The sequence below is a fragment of the Metasolibacillus sp. FSL H7-0170 genome (genome assembly GCF_038593115.1).
In the GTDB taxonomy this organism is placed as follows: domain Bacteria; phylum Bacillota; class Bacilli; order Bacillales_A; family Planococcaceae; genus Metasolibacillus; species Metasolibacillus fluoroglycofenilyticus.
On the sequence record NZ_CP151964.1, the window covers coordinates 2,285,001 to 2,301,006 of the forward strand.

A 16,006-nucleotide genomic window follows, 5' to 3' on the forward strand; every position below is an offset into this window, starting at 1 on the left:
ATCCTCATCTGTCACGTCATCATCCGTCAGAATCATTTCCTCTTCGTTATCGATTTCATATACATAAAGTTCGTAAATGCCTTCTAAATCTGTTGATACCGATTCTTCTGCTATTAACGAGCCGTACTCTTCTTCAAGCATTATGACAAGCTCATCCCCACGTGCCACGCAAGAAGCATCATTATCGCAATTCAAAGGCAATGTACAAGTATCCTCGGATGCTATATAAACTTCTCCCATTAAACAGCCGTTCGCTAGGGTCTCATCGCTTGTGGCAGCCACATCAATGACACTTCCTTCTGTAACAGCTAGATTATCTAGCACTTGTTCTTCTTCCGAAAACTCTGCACAACCGATTATTATTAGTAACGTACATATTACTGTCATAATTGATAGCCACTTCATTCCTTCCCCTCCCCCATTATTAAAACTTCAAATTTAGTATAATTTTAGCAAATAACAGTTCTTTTCTACTGTGTATTCAACTAAATATTTCAATAAATATGTCTACATAAAAAAAGGCTATCTAGAGAAGTAGGCAAGCACGCTACTTCCAGATAGCCGTTATTGTTTTATTTCCCTGTATGACGCATCGTTGGGAATAATAATATATCGCGAATTGATGGTGCGTTTGTTAATAGCATTACGAGGCGGTCGATACCGATACCTAGACCACCTGTTGGCGGCATGCCATATTCTAATGCTTCGATGAAATCATTATCCATTTCATGAGCTTCATCATTACCCGCTGCTTTTTCAGCCATTTGTGCTTCAAAGCGTTCGCGTTGGTCGATAGGGTCGTTTAGCTCCGTGAAGGCATTAGCATGCTCACGACGCACGATAAATAGTTCGAAGCGGTCTGTGAAACGCTCGTCCTCTGGGTTTTTCTTCGCTAATGGTGAAATTTCCACAGGGTGACCTGTAATGAATGTCGGCTGTACTAATGTTTCCTCCACTTTTTGCTCGAAAAACTCATTAATAATATGGCCTACTTCATGTGTATTTTGCACTTCCACGCCATGCTCCGCTGCAAATGCACGTGCTTCTTCAACTGTCATTGGCTGCCAGAAGTCCACGCCTGTCGCCTCTTTGACTGCATCTACCATATGCATGCGTTTCCAGCCTACAGCTAAGTCGATTGTATCCTCACCGTATTGCACTGTTGTCGTGCCAAGTACCTCTTGTGCCACATGCGCAATTAAGTTTTCCGTTAAGTTCATAATGTCATTGTAATCTGCATACGCTTCGTACAATTCTATCATCGTGAACTCTGGATTATGGCGCGTTGAAATCCCTTCGTTACGGAAGACACGTCCAATTTCATATACTTTCTCTAAGCCACCAACGATTAATCGCTTCAAGTGTAGCTCAATTGCGATACGCATATAAAGCTCCATATCAAGTGCATTATGGTGCGTAATAAACGGACGTGCCGCAGCTCCACCAGCAATTGTATGTAGCATTGGTGTTTCCACCTCTAGATAGCCATTGTTATCTAAGTAGTTGCGAATGGCGCGAATGATTTTAGAGCGTGCGATAAATGTTTCCTTGCTTTCTGCATTCGTCATTAAATCTAAATAACGTTGGCGGTAGCGTTGCTCTACGTCCTGTAAGCCATGGAACTTTTCTGGCATTGGTCGTAACGCCTTCGTTAAAAATATAAATTCTGTCGCTTTAACAGAAAGTTCGCCTACTTGTGTACGGAATACATTTCCTGTCACACCAACGATGTCCCCAAGGTCGGCTTTATTAAATAATTCATATGCCTCATCACCAACAGCATCTTTACGCACATAAATTTGAATTTGACCACCTAAGTCTTGCAGATGTGCGAAGCCCGCTTTTCCTTTGCCGCGCTTCGTCATAATACGCCCTGCAATCGTTACGCTTTTTGGCTCCTGCTCTAACTGCTCTTTATCGAAAGCATCGAATTCTGCTACTACTTCATTTGATAAATGCGTGCGCTCAAAGCGGCTACCGAATGGGTCAAGCCCGCCCTCGCGAATATCAGTCATCTTTTGGCGTCTCACCAAAAGCTGATCGTTTAATTCTTCTATATTTGACACGTTATTCACTCCTATAGTTGATTGGTCTGCTTTGTCCATATTTTATTATTGTACACAATTTCGAGAGGGGATTCATCTTTTTTGCAATTTTTGTAGATGAACATTTTGAGAAAGTCCCATTGGTTTGGCTATCAGGGGGGACTTTTGGTGATTTTTGCTGTTCTAGTCGGAGGTTCACTCTTATTAATTGGCATTTTCCTTGTCCTATCGGAGAATTGGGCTTCTACCCTCTTTATATGAAAGACGAAAATCGGCCTTCCCATTAGATTTATAGGGAAGCCGATTTTTCTTGTGTTTCATAGTCGGCTGCGACGCCGTTTAGTAGCATATATAGCTCTTCCTTCGTTTCCACTTGGTTAACGGCGTTACGGATTTTACCGTTGCCACGAATACCCTTTAAGTACCATGAAGCATGGCTGCGCATTTCACGCACGGCGACTCTTTCACCTTTTAGTTGCATTAAACGTTCGAAGTGTAGTAAACATACATCCATTTTTTCACGAATCGATGGCTCATCCTTTAGTTCGCCTGTTTCTAAATACTGTACCGTACGGTAAATCATCCATGGGTTGCCTAATGCCGCTCGTCCAATCATTACGGCGTCTACACCAGTTGTTTCAAGCATGCGCTTGGCATCTTGTGGTGTTTCGACATCACCATTGCCAAGTACAGGGATGTTGACGCTTTGCTTGACGTCACGAATAATGTCCCAGTTTGCCTTGCCCTCATACATTTGCACACGCGTGCGACCGTGGACAGCTACTGCGGATGCACCTGCACGTTCTATCGCCTGTGCATTTTCAACCGCCAATATATGCTGTTCATCCCAGCCAATGCGCATTTTTACCGAGACAGGCTTTTTTACTGCATCGACAACAGCTGCGACCATTTCATATACTTTGTTCGGGTCTAATAATAAACGTGCGCCCGCTTCACATTTTATAATTTTATTAACAGGACAGCCCATATTAATGTCGATAATATCTGCTGTTGTATTTTCTTCTACATATTTTGCCGCTTCTACTAACGTTTCTTTGTCCCCGCCAAAAATTTGTAATGATAATGGATTTTCACGCTCATCAATATAAAGCATGCCCAATGTTTTGGCATTGCGTTGAACAATACCTTTATCGCTAATCATTTCGGCGTAAACTAAACCTGCACCAAACTCCTTTACCGTCAAACGGAAAGCCGAGTTGCAAATTCCAGCCATCGGGGCTAATACGACGCGATTTTCCATAACGATGTCTGCAATTTGAAATGGCTTTTGCTGTGCAATATTCACTTTGAGTATCCTCCCTCTTTATACTTTAAGCTCTTTCTTTCAGGTGCAAAGGTATCTACGGGCAAGCCCCCTTCACTAAATCGCTAGAAGTTGTCCGAAAGGCAATTTTGTTTTGGTAGCGCATCAGAGGGAAAATCTCAATTTTCCACTTAGGAAAAGCACCATCAAGCTCTTTGCGTCCTCAAATCTGTGCAGTTGCTAGCTTTGAGGACGCCCCATTTTATTCAAATTTTCCCCACAATATAATACCTTCTTGTTGTAAATCTAACTTGTCTAGTGTATCACGGGCTAGCGCCATTTGCTCACTTTCAAAACTTTCGCTAATTTCGACTAAAGGCACGACAACAAATGCACGTTCATACATACGTGGATGCGGCACAAGCAAGTGTTCAGTCGCAATTATTTCCTGATTAAAAAGTAAAATATCGAGGTCTATAATGCGAGGTCCCCAGCGAATATCACGCACTCGACCAAGCTCGTTCTCTATCGCTTGGCATAGGGCAAGCATCTCCGTAGCACTGCGCGTTGTTCTGACATGTACAGCAATATTTAAGAAGGACGGCTGGTCTGTATAGCCGACAGGTGCCGTTTCGTAAATCGATGAAACTTTTACTACTTCAACTTGTGCCTGCAATAATTGCACAGCCTGTTGTAAATTTGCTTCTCGCTCACCGATATTTGTGCCGATTGATAAAAATACATCATTCATAAAATTTACCTCGCACAATTTCAACAGCTACTTCTTTATAATGACCCGGAATTGGGGGGTCTGGCTTAATGATTTCCACACGACACCCGAAAATTTGCCCCTTATAACGTTGCAAAATAGTTGTTGCTACGGTTTCTGCCACCGCTTCTATCAGTTGAAACGGCTTACCCTCAAGTATTTCCTGGCAAATATCGTAAACACCAACATAGCTCACTGTATTTTCCAAATCATCCGTTTGCCCAGCCTGTTGTATATCGACAGCAAGGGAAACCGAGGCACGAAAACGTTGACCAAGCACATTTTCTTCCTTTAAAACACCGTGATAGCCGAAAAATTGCATATCACGTAAATGTATATAATCCATTACAACTCCCCCTTCACTTCGAACTTGCCTACTAATGCGTCCATCACTTTCACTGTGCGAGCTACTTCCTTCACATCATGTACACGCATTAAATGGCAGCCCTTTTGCACGCCAAATGCACAGGTTGCAGCCGTTCCCTCAACACGCTCATCAACAGGTAGATTAAGTATTGTGCCAATCATCCGCTTGCGAGATGTCGCTAAAAGCACCGGGTAACCAAACGCCACTAGCTCGTCTAAGCGCTGCATCGTCTCAATACTTTGCTGTAAATTTTTCACAAAGCCGATGCCTGGGTCTAGCATAATATGGGCATCCGGCACCCCTGCCTGTCTTGCAATACCAATGCTTTCCTGCATATCTTTTTTAAAATCCGCCCAATAATCGACGTAATCCTCATCTTGCCGATTGTGCATTAAAATAATAGGTACACCTAATTCAGCAGCAACTTGTGCGATTTTAGGCTCTTTTTTCGCACCCCAAATATCGTTAATAATATGCGCACCCGCTTCAATTGCCGCACGCGCCACATTCGCCTTATAAGTATCGACAGAAATAATTGCCGGCACCTCACTCGCTAATGCGCGAATAATTGGGAGAATGCGCTCAAGCTCCTCTTGCTCAGAAACAGGTATATGCCCCGGCCTTGTAGATTCTCCACCGATATCTATAATTTTTGCACCGTCTGCTACCATGCGCTTCGCTTGTGTAATAGCCGCATCAATTGAATCATATTTACCTCCGTCAGAAAACGAGTCAGGCGTCACATTTAAAATACCCATAATAACTGTTTCCTTTTGAAAATCTAGTGGAATGCCGTTTAATACAAGCGGCGTTCTATAATGTTCTAGCATTGTTTATCTCCCTTTAATAATATCCCGAATTTCCGCTATATACGATTGGTGTAAGCGCTGATAAATAGCCCCTTCCGCCCCCGCAAAGGATTTATGCTCAAGCGATGAAATTGGAACAAGCTCCTGTATCGAGTTTGTTACAAAGCATTCATGTGCCTCTTGTATATCATAGCGGTCATATAGACCTTCACGCACTTCATACCCTTGCGCCTTTGCAAGCGTCATGATGATTTTACGTGTAATGCCCGGCAATATGCCCGTAGCTAAAGCTGGTGTATAAAGCACACCATGCTTAGCCCAAAAAATATTTGAGGTAATCCCTTCCGCAACATAGCCTTCCTCTGTTAAAAAAACACCTTCATAGCTAGATAAGTTTGGCAGTTCCATACGCGCTAATACATTGTTGCCAAAATGATGACTTTTCGAGCGCACTTCGGTTTCCGGCTTATTGCGCACCGTTTTTAATAAGACAGCTTGCTTCTCTGTCCCACGCTCAGGCAGCACAAGAGGCTTTCGAAAAATAATTACAATTGGTTGTGGATAGTCAGCAGTAGCAAGACCTAAATCATGTACGCCAGCAGATACATTTATGCGAAAATAACCATCACCCCCGCCATTTAACTCATTTAAACGATGCATCACTTCCGCTATATCGTTTAGTGTGTACGGCATATAAATACGGTACATATTCAAAGATTCAGTCAAACGATGGAAATGATCCTGCAAAAATACGGGCACATCTTGATATGTACGCATTGTTTCAAAAAAGCCTAAGCCATATAAAAAACCGTGGTCAAATGGCGATATCATCAGCTCATTTGCCCCTATATATTGACCATTCATCCAGCAAATCATACGACCTCACTCCTTGCAGTACAGTTCTAAAAATTGTTTGAGTAGCTGCTTACCATCCTCTGTCATAATTGATTCTGGGTGATATTGCACACCTTCCACCGCAAGCTCCTTATGACGCAAGCCCATAATTTCGCCTTCCTCTGTCCACGATGTTACCTCTAGACAATCCGGCAATGAATGCTTTTCTACGATTAATGAATGGTAACGTGTCGCCGCAAAAGGATTGGCATTTTTACGATGCAAACCTACACCGCTATGATAAACAGGTGATGTTTTGCCATGCATTAGGCGCTCTGCACGAATAACATTGCCCCCAAAAGCCTGCGCAATCGCTTGATGCCCTAAACAAACACCTAAAATCGGAATCTTTCCAGCGAAATGGCGAATAATATTCAAACTCTCCCCCGCCTCATTTGGCGTGCAAGGGCCCGGAGAAATAACAATTACTTTTGGTGCAAGTTCTTCAATTTCCGCAAGCGTAATCACATCATTACGCACAACCATGAGCTCTTCTCCCAGTTCACCTAAATATTGCACTAAGTTATAAATAAATGAATCATAGTTATCAACCATTAAAATCATTTTAACACCCCTTCAGCCATTCCTTTAGCTTGCCACATCGCCTTCGCTTTCGTAAGCGATTCGATATATTCATTTTCTGGTACGGAATCAATAACGATGCCCGCACCCGCTTGAATATACGCCGTTTCATTCTTAATATAAGCTGTGCGAATGACGATATTTAGCTCCATATCTCCGTTAAAGCCGAGCCAACCAATTGAGCCTGTATATAAGCCGCGGCGCACTGGCTCAAGCTCTTCAATAATCTCCATTGTGCGAATCTTCGGTGCCCCTGTAATCGTGCCTCCTGGGAACATCGCGCGAATCACATCAGCATTGGTCTTGTTATCCGCTATTTCGCCGCGCACATTGGACACGATATGCATCACATGTGAATAGCGTTCAATCACCATAAATTCGTCCACTTCTACAGTGCCATAGCGGCTAACTTTCCCTAAATCATTGCGCTCTAAATCAACGAGCATCACATGTTCTGCACGCTCTTTTTCATTATCAATTAATTCGTGTGCTAGACGAATGTCCTCTTCCTCTGACTGACCACGTGGACGCGTTCCAGCAATAGGGCGTGTTGATAACGCTGTACCCTTGCGCTTCACTAACAATTCTGGCGAACCGCTTACAACCGCAAACTCTGGTGCTGCAATAAAGGCCATATACGGAGATGGGTTAAATGAGCGTACCGCCTCATACATAACAATCGGTGCTGCATGCAATGGCTTTGCCTGACGCACAGATAAATTCACTTGAAATACATCGCCCTGTGCAATATACTCCTGTGTTTTGCGCACAGCTTGCTCAAACTCCTCACCTAAAAATGATACAGAGAGCTCACTTTCATCGTTCGTTACCTCAGCCGCCTTCTCAGCATGGAATAAACGCTTGCCTAACCCCTGCTCCGCGGCCTCCTGCCATTTAAGTGCCCACTCTTGCAAGTCCATCTCACTTTCAGGACGCTTCATTAATGTCACACGATTCGTCTCTTCATCGAACACTGCCCAATGCTCAAAAACATAAAAATAAATATCTGGCACTTGCAAATCATCTAGTGCAATCGTTGGCAAGCACTCGATTTGACGAGCATAATCATACGATACGAAGCCAACTGCACCGCCCTGAAAATCAGGTAGCTCGTCCTCTTTTTTTATTTCGTACTCATGCAGGTATTGCTCTAATAATACTAATGGGTCTCCCTGCAAAAAGCGTGCACCGTTTCGCTCCTCAATTTGTAAACCGCCCTCTTTTGCATATAACGTTGCAAATGGATTCCATGCAGCAATCGAGTAACGCCCACCACGACCACTCTCTAAAAACACATGGCTTTTCTCTAATATTGTTTGCTCTTTATAGCTATAAAAAAACGCATCCTTTGTCATAAATAAAGTAACACATTGTAATTTATCCATATGGTAACACCCCTTTACGTATACTATTATTAAACCCGAAAATTATAGAAACTGTCTATAGAGGAATTCCTCTGTAGACAGTTTCTTTTGCGCTAAAAACTTGATGCAGCCATTTTAATTTTGTCACAAAAAAATGATATAAAGTCATTGAAACACCCGTTTCCAAAAAAAGGGGTGTGAGAGACAGTTGCCTCCCACACCCCATTCAATAAAATTAATCTTCAAATTGATAAAGCGGTGTCGATAAATAACGTTCGCCATTTGATGGAACAACAGCTAATACATTTGCTCCTGCACCTAGGCGCTTAGCTGTTTCGATTGCTGCGTGAATCGCTGCGCCCGAAGAAATACCGCATAAAATACCTTCTTCACGAGCTACTTTGCGAGCTACTTCAAATGCCGTTTCGTTTTCAACAGTAAATACAGAGCTGTACACTTCTGTATTTAATACCTTAGGGACGAAACCTGCACCGATACCTTGGATTTTATGTGGACCTGGATTACCGCCAGAAAGCACTGGTGAATCCTGCGGTTCTACTGCAATAATTTCAATTTCTGGATACTTCTCTTTTAGCACTTCCCCTGCACCAGTAATTGTTCCACCTGTACCGATGCCCGCTACAAATGCATCTAACTTTAAGCCCTCAAATGCCTCTACGATTTCTGGACCCGTCGTTAAACGATGAATTTCAGCATTTGCTTCGTTTTCGAATTGCTGCGGTAAGAAATAACCATGCTCCTTCGATAAGCTCTCCGCCTTAGCAATTGCACCTTTCATTCCTTCTGGACCCGGTGTAAGTACTAATTCTGCACCATACGCGCGAAGTAAGTTACGGCGCTCTAAGCTCATCGTTTCAGGCATAACTAAAATTGCTTTATAGCCCTTTGCTGCTGCAATCATCGCTAAACCGATACCTGTATTTCCACTTGTCGGCTCAATAATCGTACCGCCCGCTTGCAATGTTCCGTCTTTTTCCGCTGCTTCAATCATCGCTAAAGCAAGACGATCCTTTACAGAGCTGCCTGGATTGAAGTATTCTAACTTAACATATACTGTGCCTTCGTTTTCACCAGTTGCGTTATTTAACTTAACAATCGGTGTACGACCTACTAAATCTGCAATTGAATTTGCTAATTTACTCATCTCATTCATCCCCTCTATAATTCCTACTAAGTTTATAGACTTTACCTAACTCACATATTACCAATTAAGTATAGAAGTTGTCAACGCATTCATAAGCCTAATACAAAATTTTTTTACACAAGGTGGCAGGCAACGAAGCGACCACGCTCAACTTCCCTAAATTCAGGCACTTCTACTTGACAGCGCTCTGTCGCAAATGGACAACGCGTATGAAATTTACAGCCACTTGGTGGATTCGCAGGATTCGGAATATCTCCCTTTAAAATAATGCGCTCACGTTTTAATGTCGGGTCTGGGATTGGTACAGCCGATAAAAGTGCTTTTGTATATGGATGTAACGGATTGCTGTATAGCTGGTCGCGGCTACCTAATTCCATCATCGTTCCTAAATATAACACGCCAATGCGTGAACATAAATGCTCCACAACACTCAAATCATGCGAAATAAAAAGAAAAGTAATATTTCTTTCACGCTGTAATTTGCTAAATAAATTAATAATCTGAGCTTGAATGGAAACGTCTAATGCTGATACAGGCTCATCCGCCACAATAAAATCTGGTTGCAAAATAATCGCACGTGCAATGCCGATTCGCTGACGCTGACCACCGCTAAATTCATGTGGATAACGCTCCATATGGTATTCAGAGAGTCCGCATATTTCAAGTACTTCCTTCACTTTCTCAGCCACTTCATGCTTTTCGCACAATCCATGGTCTAGCAATGCCTCCCCAATAGCATCACCAACACGAATGCGTGGATTTAGAGAGCTATACGGGTCTTGGAAGATAAATTGTATTTTAGGTCGTAAATGGCGCATTTCTGCATTGGAAAGCTTATGCAAATCCTTGCCATCGAATAACACCTCCCCCTCCGTAATAGATTGAAGGCGCAAAATGCTCTTCCCAATCGTACTTTTGCCGCTCCCTGACTCTCCTACAAGACCAAATGTTTCACCGCGGTGAATTTGAAAGCTAACACCATCCACAGCCTTTACTACACTTGCGTTACGCTGAAATAATCCGCCCTTTTCACCGAAATATTTTTTCAAATGTTTCACTTCTATTAATGGCGCTTCGTTCGTCATATCGTTGTCACCTCTTCATATAGCCAGCAAGCTACCCTTTGCCCATTATCCAAGTCCTTGATTTCCGGCATTTGCTCGTTACAAATCGCCATACACTGCTCACAGCGCTCACTAAAATAACAAGAAGGTGTTAAAGTAGCTAAATTCGGCACTTGCCCTGCAATTGTATATAGTTCCTCTTGCCTTTGATTAATAACAGGCTTTGCCTTTAGCAGGCCTTTCGTATATGGATGCTTAGGATTTTGGAAAAGCTCCACAACAGGCCCTTCCTCAATCACCCTCCCCGCATACATAACGATGACATAGTCTGCCACCTCTGCCACTACCCCTAAATCATGGGTAATCAATAGCATCGACATATTTCTTTGCTCTTTTAATGAACGAAGCAAATCTAAAATTTGCGCTTGAATCGTTACATCTAAAGCCGTTGTTGGCTCATCTGCAATAAGCAAATTAGGCGAGCATGCTAACGCAATGGCAATCATAATACGCTGTAGCATACCACCACTCAATTCATGAGGATAGCTATTAAAAATTTCCTCTGCACGCCCGATGCCAACAAGCTCAATTAGCTCCAATGCTCTTTTTTTCGCTTCTTTTTTCGAAATGAGTTCATGCTCCATTAACGGCTCGATTATTTGACCGCCAATTGTTAAGACGGGATTTAAAGAGGTCATTGGCTCTTGGAAAATCATTGAAATATCATTACCACGGAGCTGACGTAGCTCATGTTTTTTCATCTTTAACAAATCTTTGCCTTCAAATAAAATTTCGCCGTCCTTAATGCCACCTGAACCCGCATCAATCAATCCCATAATGGACATAGCGACTGCGCTTTTTCCACAGCCCGACTCCCCTACTAAGCATACCGTCTGCCCTTTTGGAATCGAAAAGCTAACATCATGAACAGCATTAATAACGCCATCGCCAGTATAATATTGAGTTAAAAGATTTTTAACGTCTAACACCGCATTTTCCATAACAGTCCCTACCTCCTTTTCATATTTGGATCAATTGCGTCACGCAGCCCATCACCTAATAAGTTAATGCTAATAACTGTTAAAAATATAGCTAAACCTGGTGGAATCCATAGCCAAGGTCTTTTTTGAAAATCAATAAGTGAATTGGCGGAAGTAATCATATTCCCCCACGAGGCATCTGGTGGCACAACACCTAATCCAAAGAAGCTCAATGTTGATTCACTTAAAATTGCGCCACCAACGCTTAATGTACCCGAGACAATTAAGAGGGGCACTATATTCGGCAATAAATGCTTGAATAACTTACGGCTATCACGCAAGCCGAGCGCCTCTGTTGCCTGCATAAATTGACGCTCACTTAGGCTCAAAATTTGACTGCGCACAAGTCGTGCCAAGCCCGGCCAACCGACAATACTTAACATAAGCATGACGATATAAATGCGGTACTCCGTAGGCACTTTCCATTCTGATAAAATCGCCGCCATAATAAATAGTAATGGCAATCCAGGCAATGTCATTAACACATCAGCAATGCGCATAATAATTTGGTCGACAATACCACGATAAAAACCGGAGACAATGCCTAACACGCCCCCAATGACAACGGACATAACCATCGCACCTAATCCGACTAATAGCGAAATGCGTCCAGCTAACATTAAGCGCGTTAATACATCGCGCCCTAATTTATCCGTTCCAAGCCAATGCTCGGCACTCGGTGCTTGATTTATTTTCGTTGGGTCAACGCCTAAATTTATATGCGGCGAAAAAAAAGGTCCTATAAAAGACAATAAAATAATAAATATTAAAAACGCTAATCCAATAAGCGACATTTTATTTTGCAAAAAACGCCTTACGATTTGCCTTAATAATGAAGAAGGCTTCGGTAGTTTTTTATTTTTCTTTAGCGTTGCAGCACTACTTTCCACAATTTCAACTCCTCGCTTATTTTTTCACCCGTACTCGTGGGTCAGCAATTCCGTACAAAATATCCGCCAGTAAATTACTAAGCACTGTTAGCACCGCGATAAACATCGTGAAGCCCATTAACAGCGGATAATCACGTACTGAAAATGCCTGCATATAAATCGCACCTATGCCCGGCCAGTTAAAAATTTGCTCTGTAATAATCGCACCGCCAAATAAAGCCGGTAGCTCAAAGCTAAACAGAGTAATCGCAGGTAATAATGCGTTTCGTAAGCCATGTTTAAAAATAACAACTCGCTCCTTCAATCCTTTAGCCCGAGCAGTCCGCATAAAATCCTGCTTAATCACTTCCAGCATATTGGTTCTGAAATAACGCGTTAAGCCGCCTATACCAAGCATTGTTAAGACGAGAACGGGCAAAATCATATGCTCTGCCACATCTTTTACATAATCCCAGCCCGTAAAGTTACTGCCAGTAGTAATCATGCCCCCAGCAGGCAGCCACCCTAAATCAACCGCAAATATTTTAATAATTACTAACCCTAGGAAAAAAGATGGTGTTGCCATTGCAGCAAAGACAATAATTGTTATAAATGTATCCCATATTGAATATTGTCGAATCGCTGATATGATTCCAACTAAAATAGCGATTAACCACGTCAAAATTAACGATGCCAGCGCTACGATAAACGAACTCCATATGTAATTTCCGATTACTTCACCAACAGGTAATTGAAACTGTAGCGAATAGCCTAAATCACCTTTTAATAAATTTTTTAGCCAAATAAAATAACGAATAACGACTGGCTCATTATATCCATGCAATTCATACAATTCTGCTTTTCGTTCAGCCGTTAGATTTTGGTCTGCATCAATGAAATTTCCCGGTACTAAGGAATATAAAAAGAAAATTAAAATCGATGCCCCAAATAATGTTGGAATCATGTAAAGAAGTCTCTTCACAACATAGCCCTTCATTAGCTCATTCCTTTCTGCTTTTTAAAATTTTCAAAGAAAAATCCGCTCCCACTTATTCAGAAAGTGGAACGAGTAACCCCAAAAAAGAGGATTACAGCGCTTCTCTCCGACAAGTAAAGCGGATTTTTCATTACTTTTACAAAAATCAATTACGCCCCGGCGTAATTGCGTCCAGATTTTTTCGGGCTCGGTGGTGGAAGTTAACCTGAAACCGCCACGTCGTGTGACAACGGTCAACTGACCTGCATCGTGCAGGCCTTCCTTCAAAATCTGTAACATCCGCCGCAAGTCTGGACAACATGACGTTGATCACTTAATCGTTATCTTAGTATGCAATAGTCTTAGACTGGGTTCCTCTTTGCAACAGGAAGTATGGAACTACCCCTGGTTGAATTGAATTTCCCACATTCGTCGGGATTATCTAAAAGTCCATTTTGTTTTGACATTCCATTGAAATAAAAGTTTACATCGCTCCACTTTTCTGAAAGGTAACACTACTAAAGCCAATGTTTATCACATCTTTAAAAGAGGCGCTCTCTGTTTATATGAATCATCATTTTGTGAAACATCATCGCTACTGTCCAAAATGCCGACTATGCACAGCTTTTTGGACAGCCCCAACGAATGCTGAATTAAGTTAATTAATTACTCCGCTAATTGTAAATTGCGCAAGCTACTTGCAATACCGCGGTAGCCATTTGGCTCGAAACCTTCAATACGTGCATTAGCACCACTTAATACCTTTGTATAAGCCATATAAATCACTGGTGGATTTTCCTCTAATGCCTCGTATAATTCATGGAATGCAGCTGTACGTTCTGCAATATCATTCGTTCCAATTGTCGCCTCGATTAATGCGTCAATCTCTTCATCACCATAGCCTTTAAATGTTGAGTTATTGCTTTTCGAATGGAAGCCTTCAACACCGTTATACGGGTCAGGTAACATTGTTGTTGTGAAAGAAGCTAAATCATGGTCACCTTTATCTACACGTGCTAACAACGCATTAAAATCCATTTGCTCCACCTGTAAATCGATGCCGATTTCTTTATAGTTTTCCTTCGCAATTGGAATTAACGTATCGCCTAAGCCACCTGCTGTCGTAAAGTAATATACTGTAAGCTTTTTACCATCTTTTTCACGAATACCATCTGACCCGACAGTCCAACCTGCCTCTTCTAATAAAGTTTTCGCTTTTTCTGGATTATAATCAGTCGAACCTACATCAGCAGTATATGCCCATGATGTCGGAGATACAGGTACGTTTGCTACTTGTGCAAAACCTTGATAGTATGTGCTAATGATTGTTTGACGGTCTAGTCCCAATGAAAATGCTTGGCGCACTTTCGGGTCTTTAAACACCTCTTTTTCATGGTTAAATACCATATAGCCATAAGCTGAAGATGTATAAATATTAATATCTGCGAAGCCTAATGCTTGTAAAAACTCAAAATTATCTTGGTTTGCCGCTAATGCACTATAATCTAACTCACCTGTTTGGAAGAATTGCTGTGCATCCCCAACAGTTGTTTTATAAATAAAGCCTTTTGCTTTTGGTGCACCACCATAATAATGCTCGTTCGCCTCATAACGAATTTCTTGCCCCGGTAAGTAAGCAACAAATCGGTATGGACCCGCCCCAATTGGCTTTTGATGTAATGCGGCTAAATAATCTAAATTACCTTTCACATAGCCATTGCCATAGTAATCCTTTTTCAGCACTGCACCGCCTAGTAAACGTAAAGTACGAGCACTTACTTTATCTGTCGTAATCTCAATTGTGCGCTCATCAATTACCGTAATACCCGAAATACTTGTCGCATCACCATTTTTGTAGTCTAACCCGCCAACGATGCTTGCTTCTGTAATATCTGTGTTACCTGCATACGCTGGGTCATGTAATAAAGTTAATGTAAATTCGATATCTTCCGCTGTTAAAGGTGTACCGTCATCAAATTTTAACCCATCACGCAAAGTAAATGTGTATACTAAGCCGTCTTCTGAAATAACCCAGTCCTCTGCTAAGCCTGCTACCGTTTCACCTTTTGCATTAATATCTACTAAAGGCTCAAACATAACAGACTGTACGTTTCCATCATAGCCACTTGTATTAAAATATGGCGTAAATACACCGCCAGGCTCTTGCAAACCAACTACAACTGTATCCCCACGTTTAATTGCCGTTTCTGGTGAAGCTGCTGGGTTTTCTGCTGGAATAACCGCATCTTCAACAACTATTTTTTGTCCGCCTTCCGATTGCTCCGCCGAAACATCTTGCTTATTCGTTTCAGTAGCCGAATCATTTCCACTACAAGCTACAAGGAATGCGCTTAAACCAATAATTCCTACTACATTAATAAATTTTTTCAAACTCATTAAACTTTACCTTCCTTCTAATTTTATTTAACATATAAATTTACTTGGTTTTACACAAAAAAATTTAGTAATTTCTATGTATATTATTTTCCATTGAAATTCGCGAATCAATTTTCAATAAAGTTATTATATTCGTCAATTCTTATAAAATCAATAGGAATTCTAATTTTCTTCAATAATATGCTTTTTAAAATAGATTTGACACAAAAAAGACAAATATTTGTTTGTTTTTAGAAAATAAATTACGTTTCAGCTCGATTTTTAAAGCACTGTTTCCACCCCTTTGAAATTATTTAAAAATAATAAAACATAACCTAAACGCCTAAAAAGCAGCACCACGCATGTTTTTTGGGACGCCACCTTTAATTCTCATAACCCAAAACTTTTCCATTCAGTTGTTT

15 protein-coding genes (1 of these 15 running past the window's edge) are annotated in these 16,006 nt (G+C 41.5%); all 15 read right to left on the reverse strand.

Features of this window, described 5'->3' with window-relative positions; genetic code table 11:
- On the reverse strand, positions 1-405 hold the beginning of the coding sequence (locus MHH70_RS10595; RefSeq protein ID WP_342471468.1) for a putative zinc-binding metallopeptidase. Its footprint begins 579 nt before the window's first position; the window shows 405 of its 984 coding nt (coding positions 1-405); the start codon lies at positions 403-405; its stop codon lies off the left edge, out of view.
- 167 nt (positions 406-572) lie between these two features.
- The gene (gene lysS / locus MHH70_RS10600) at positions 573-2,105 is read right to left on the reverse strand and encodes a lysine--tRNA ligase (protein WP_342471469.1); all 1,533 of its coding nucleotides are present in this window, start codon (positions 2,103-2,105) and stop codon (positions 573-575) included.
- Between the two features lie 229 nt (positions 2,106-2,334).
- On the reverse strand, positions 2,335-3,351 hold the full coding sequence (gene dusB, locus MHH70_RS10605) for a tRNA dihydrouridine synthase DusB (RefSeq protein ID WP_107943718.1): 1,017 nt from the start codon (positions 3,349-3,351) through the stop codon (positions 2,335-2,337).
- Positions 3,352-3,571: 220 nt separating this feature from the next.
- Positions 3,572-4,060 (reverse strand): 2-amino-4-hydroxy-6-hydroxymethyldihydropteridine diphosphokinase, encoded by a 489-nt coding sequence (gene folK, locus MHH70_RS10610; protein ID WP_342471470.1) that lies wholly within the window; start codon positions 4,058-4,060, stop codon positions 3,572-3,574.
- Positions 4,053-4,424: a dihydroneopterin aldolase gene (gene folB, locus MHH70_RS10615; protein ID WP_066165489.1), complete on the reverse strand. Its 372-nt coding sequence runs from the start codon at positions 4,422-4,424 to the stop codon at positions 4,053-4,055. The genes folK and folB overlap by 8 nt, the downstream gene beginning before the upstream one ends.
- Entirely contained in the window at positions 4,424-5,275 is an 852-nt protein-coding gene (gene folP / locus MHH70_RS10620; RefSeq protein ID WP_342471471.1) for a dihydropteroate synthase, read from the reverse strand. The genes folB and folP overlap by 1 nt, the downstream gene beginning before the upstream one ends.
- 3 nt (positions 5,276-5,278) lie before the next feature.
- A complete protein-coding gene (gene pabC, locus MHH70_RS10625; RefSeq protein WP_066165495.1) occupies positions 5,279-6,130 on the reverse strand; it encodes an aminodeoxychorismate lyase in 852 nt (283 codons plus the stop codon).
- 6 nt (positions 6,131-6,136) lie between these two features.
- Positions 6,137-6,712: an aminodeoxychorismate/anthranilate synthase component II gene (gene pabA, locus MHH70_RS10630; RefSeq protein WP_066165498.1), complete on the reverse strand. Its 576-nt coding sequence runs from the start codon at positions 6,710-6,712 to the stop codon at positions 6,137-6,139.
- Positions 6,709-8,115: an anthranilate synthase component I family protein gene (locus MHH70_RS10635; protein WP_066165500.1), complete on the reverse strand. Its 1,407-nt coding sequence runs from the start codon at positions 8,113-8,115 to the stop codon at positions 6,709-6,711. The genes pabA and MHH70_RS10635 overlap by 4 nt, the downstream gene beginning before the upstream one ends.
- A gap of 214 nt (positions 8,116-8,329) precedes the next feature.
- A complete protein-coding gene (gene cysK / locus MHH70_RS10640; RefSeq protein WP_066165503.1) occupies positions 8,330-9,259 on the reverse strand; it encodes a cysteine synthase A in 930 nt (309 codons plus the stop codon).
- Positions 9,260-9,372: 113 nt separating this feature from the next.
- A complete protein-coding gene (locus MHH70_RS10645) occupies positions 9,373-10,344 on the reverse strand; it encodes an ABC transporter ATP-binding protein (RefSeq protein ID WP_342471472.1) in 972 nt (323 codons plus the stop codon).
- Positions 10,341-11,324, reverse strand: a complete 984-nt coding sequence (locus MHH70_RS10650) for an ABC transporter ATP-binding protein (protein ID WP_342471473.1) — start codon at positions 11,322-11,324, stop codon at positions 10,341-10,343. The genes MHH70_RS10645 and MHH70_RS10650 overlap by 4 nt, the downstream gene beginning before the upstream one ends.
- An 8-nt stretch (positions 11,325-11,332) precedes the next feature.
- Complete coding sequence (gene opp4C, locus MHH70_RS10655; RefSeq protein WP_066165511.1) at positions 11,333-12,253, reverse strand: oligopeptide ABC transporter permease; 921 nt, start codon at positions 12,251-12,253, stop codon at positions 11,333-11,335.
- 16 nt (positions 12,254-12,269) lie between these two features.
- Complete coding sequence (locus MHH70_RS10660; RefSeq protein ID WP_066165514.1) at positions 12,270-13,229, reverse strand: ABC transporter permease; 960 nt, start codon at positions 13,227-13,229, stop codon at positions 12,270-12,272.
- Between the two features lie 645 nt (positions 13,230-13,874).
- On the reverse strand, positions 13,875-15,605 hold the full coding sequence (locus MHH70_RS10665) for an ABC transporter substrate-binding protein (RefSeq protein WP_342471474.1): 1,731 nt from the start codon (positions 15,603-15,605) through the stop codon (positions 13,875-13,877).
- Between the last annotated feature and the right edge of the window lie 401 nt (positions 15,606-16,006).

Bases quoted from the DNA above. Each gene is read 5' to 3' on its own strand.
- pabA (WP_066165498.1), bottom strand. From the start codon at position 6,712: ATGATTTTAATGGTTGATAACTATGATTCATTTATTTATAACTTAGTG.
- MHH70_RS10650 (WP_342471473.1), bottom strand. From the start codon at position 11,324: ATGGAAAATGCGGTGTTAGACGTTAAAAATCTTTTAACTCAATATTAT.
- folP (WP_342471471.1), bottom strand. From the start codon at position 5,275: ATGCTAGAACATTATAGAACGCCGCTTGTATTAAACGGCATTCCACTA.
- folK (WP_342471470.1), bottom strand. From the start codon at position 4,060: ATGAATGATGTATTTTTATCAATCGGCACAAATATCGGTGAGCGAGAA.
- MHH70_RS10660 (WP_066165514.1), bottom strand. From the start codon at position 13,229: ATGAAGGGCTATGTTGTGAAGAGACTTCTTTACATGATTCCAACATTA.
- pabC (WP_066165495.1), bottom strand. From the start codon at position 6,130: ATGATTTGCTGGATGAATGGTCAATATATAGGGGCAAATGAGCTGATG.
- MHH70_RS10635 (WP_066165500.1), bottom strand. From the start codon at position 8,115: ATGGATAAATTACAATGTGTTACTTTATTTATGACAAAGGATGCGTTT.
- lysS (WP_342471469.1), bottom strand. From the start codon at position 2,105: ATGGACAAAGCAGACCAATCAACTATAGGAGTGAATAACGTGTCAAAT.
- MHH70_RS10665 (WP_342471474.1), bottom strand. From the start codon at position 15,605: ATGAGTTTGAAAAAATTTATTAATGTAGTAGGAATTATTGGTTTAAGC.
- folB (WP_066165489.1), bottom strand. From the start codon at position 4,424: ATGGATTATATACATTTACGTGATATGCAATTTTTCGGCTATCACGGT.
- MHH70_RS10645 (WP_342471472.1), bottom strand. From the start codon at position 10,344: ATGACGAACGAAGCGCCATTAATAGAAGTGAAACATTTGAAAAAATAT.
- cysK (WP_066165503.1), bottom strand. From the start codon at position 9,259: ATGAGTAAATTAGCAAATTCAATTGCAGATTTAGTAGGTCGTACACCG.